Source organism: Haematospirillum sp. 15-248, assembly GCF_012102665.1.
GTDB lineage: Bacteria > Pseudomonadota > Alphaproteobacteria > Rhodospirillales > Rhodospirillaceae > Haematospirillum.
The window spans coordinates 1-3,402 of the sequence record NZ_JAAVTF010000025.1; the positions used below are offsets into that span (position 1 = coordinate 1).

General features: G+C 58.1%; 2 protein-coding genes. Both read right to left on the bottom strand.

Annotation, left to right across the window (positions count from 1 at the left end):
* Positions 1 to 135: 135 nt before the first annotated feature.
* On the bottom strand, positions 136 to 2,730 hold the full coding sequence (locus tag HEQ72_RS11140; protein WP_168023416.1) for a DEAD/DEAH box helicase: 2,595 nt from the start codon (positions 2,728 to 2,730) through the stop codon (positions 136 to 138).
* A gap of 3 nt (positions 2,731 to 2,733) precedes the next feature.
* Positions 2,734 to 3,402: DNA methyltransferase (locus HEQ72_RS11145; RefSeq protein ID WP_209316248.1), on the bottom strand; the 669-nt coding region annotated here is incomplete at its 5' end.

Below are 3,402 nucleotides of genomic sequence, written 5' to 3' on the forward strand. Positions count from 1 at the left end.
TGGGGCCGCTGCGATAGATTCCAATTGGCGGCGTCGGGTTGTTCCCACCGCCGCCGCTGATGACTTCAGCTATGGCGTCAATGCTCTGCGGCGAAAGCGGAAAAGGCACCGCGTCCTCCTGCAAACTGATAATAGCTACATGACGTAATCATGCGCCACCTCGCTATCGTAAACCTCCTTCACCGTCGCTGCGGATTTAATCGCCGCTCGGGCTGAAGCCTCCGTCAGGTCGATAGTGCGAAAGGTCCCTCCAACTTCGGCGATAACCTCGATGCGCCGGTATGTGCCCGCGTTAGCTTCAGCGTACTCCGCCAAGCCCCTCAGCTTCGGAAGAGCGTCACCAAACTGAATGCCGTGGGGATCGACGATATCAGCGACCACAGTGCCGTCGTCCAGCTGCGCAAAGAAGATGAAATCTGGCCGAACTATTTTTATGTCGCCGCCTTCTTCATAGGTTACGCCCAACGAATCCTGACTCGCACGGGCTGGGTTTCGATACCAGGCGACCGTACCGGCTCGCTCCAACTCGGCCTTGACGACCTTGCCTTCCCATGAATTGAAGTCGCCGGGGAAAAGGCCATCCTCATCGCAAAGCATGTGCCTTTCGAAGCGTGGTAGCGGCTCTTCGGTGCCGTCGGCCTTGCGCGCCGTGGTCATCTGAAGCCAAGTGTTGGGCCGTGCAAGATCGACATCCAACGGATCAGCGCTCATTTCCCGGATTTGGCGATAGACGTCTTGACGTTCATCGGAAAGGCTCTTGATTTGAACCCGGTAATTGGTCAACCACTGGTTTGACAGCTTCTCCGCAGCCGTCTCAAGATCGTCCTTCAGATCAGGGACAAGCCCAAGCGCCGCAATCACGGTATGAGCCTCGATCAGCGCTTCCTCGGGATCGTCATCCTCTTCGGCTTTGCTGGCAAGGTGTTCACTGTAGGTCGTGGCAAGGTCAGGGCTGATAACCCGCGCCGCGCGTTTGTATGCGTCTTCGATGACGGCGTAGTCGGCAGCTTCGACAAAATCGTCGAAGGTCATTTCCTTGGTTTCTACATCCGCCTTCACCGTCTTCCCTTCAACGGTCATCACTGAGTCGCGGGCTTTCTTGATTTCTTCGGCATACCGGACTTGTGCGCCGTCCAGAACCTTGTGCAATTCGGCATGAGCTTTCTTGCCGGCGTCCGCGAGGAGGCCGTCAACAGCCAGTTCGTGAGCAAGCGCCGTTAGCCGTTTGACCGGGCGAGCCTGCCGCTTCGGCAAGGTTTGCGACGGCAAGGAAAGCAGCTTTTGCCAAACGTTCTCAGAGATTGCCGGATTGGGCTTCATCTCGCGCGGATTGATCAGCACCCGCCGACCGGGCAGTTCCTCGCCAGCTTCGCCGCCTGACATGAGCGCGGCGACAACGGCCTCAACCGATTTCTTGTCAAAATGAGGGAGAAGGCAATCGACCGCGTTCAGCCGGTCGTTACCGGGGATACGCCGTGCCAGTGGCGTGCGCACCATTCGACCGAGAAGCTGGGTGATGTGGGTCTTGTCCGTTGCCGCCCGGAAGGAAACCATGACTTCCGCACGCGGGCAGTCCCAGCCTGTGCTGATAGCGTCCTTGGCAATCAGAATGCGTACCCAATCGGATTCCTGAACTCGTTCCGGTGCGATGTAGGGGGCCGTATGTCGGCCAAAGGTCTCGGTTTTGTGTTCACCGAAAACGTTGGCGATAGAGTCGTGCTGAAGCTCTGGCCATTGCTCGAAGATCGTGTCGAGCCATAGGCCGATTTCGTTGTGGTCCGGGGAGTTTGGAACCTGCAACACCATGAGGGGCAGAACGGTATCGGCGTCATCCTGCTGCTTGGCGTACTCCGCCCAGGCGTTCGAGATATCACTCAGCTTGGCCGTGCCGCGACGCAGAAGCACGGTTGAAAAATCGCCGGTCTCGTCGGGCACATCGAGGTTGATCGTGTCTTTCAGAAGGCCCGAATCCTGCACCTTCTTTGCATCGACAATCACGTTGGGCAGGGTGCTACGGTCCTGCATACCGGAAACGGCATCGTTGAATCGTTGAACGGTTGCGGAGATACCCCAGACAATCGGGATACCGGGCACTGCGCCCGAACCGTTGATGAGCTGCTTGACGATTGTCGGTTTGCCGTCGCCGTTGGACCGACCACCCTCTTTCATACCTCGATGGGCTTCATCGAGGATCAGGTACAGGGTTAGGTCGGGATCTTCGATGGTGTTCTGGATCGTATCCCAGATCGTATGCGACCGCATGTCCGGCATAATGCGTTGGCCGTCTGCCGTTTCCAGCGTGGGGTCGTTGGGATCGTGCCCGCGCACCAGAAGGCTGTTCTTGGACAGTTTCTGCGTGTTCAGGAAGTAGATTTTGCCGGGCCGGAATTTCTCTCCAGCGAAACTGTTCCCGACGCTGACCAGATCGGAGATGGTGAGCTTGTCGGACGCTTCCTGAAGCCGCCAGCGGGATTGCTCGTTCAGAGACGGGTCATCGCTGAACCAGATCACCACAGCACCTGGATCAGCCTCGAAGTCGAAATCGTCGTTACCATAGAAAAGGGATTCAAAGACTGCTGCCGCCATGACGGTCTTGCCCGCGCCGGTCGTCGCAGTCAGCGAGAAAGCGTGCTTGTCACGGTCTTCATGCCAGCGTTTGCGGGCTTTCTTCAGCCGGTCCAGAACCTCTTTGACGGCCTCGTCCTGATAATCCTTCAACGTAAACTTCATGACTCAGCGCCCCATCGAGAATCGGAAATTTGTCAGGTACGACTCGTAGAGCCGTACCGGCTCGACGGCATCGGGCAAATGGCGCGTGACCGCCTGGAAGCGCCGGTCGTCATCTGTCACGATATAGGCAATTCGAATGGTGCCCTTGGCTTCCACCGCTTTGCAAAAGGCGGTCGCCTTGTCCAAGTCGGTCAGCAGGCCGTAGGTATCCGCCATTTCCCACCCGTCGGCGGGGATTGCGTCGATCCGCCTGCCTTCACTGCCGGCTCGCATCCACAGGAGCGGCGCAACATGCGCGAACGCGCGATTGTGGCTGACCGCAACCGGCGTTTCATAGGTCAGGGTGAAGAACTCGGCGTTCTCCTCGAAGCCCTCGGCCATGGGGAACTCATCGGTGAACTTGTAGCCCCCCTTGATTGGTTCGCCGTCTGGCGTCTTCCCGGTGATCGCAGCGGCGATACGGGGCTTGGTGATGTAGTCGCAAATGCCCCACCGTTCCCACTCGGGATCGCCGGGGCGTAAGCCGTTTCTTCGGAGCGCAGCGTGTTCGTCAGCAGCAACTTCGTTGTTTGTAATGGAAATCGACTGGCGGCACCCACTGTCCTGTCTATTTAGACGCATGACTGCATGGGCGGTTGTTCCGGACCCGGAAAAAAAATCCAGGACGACGGC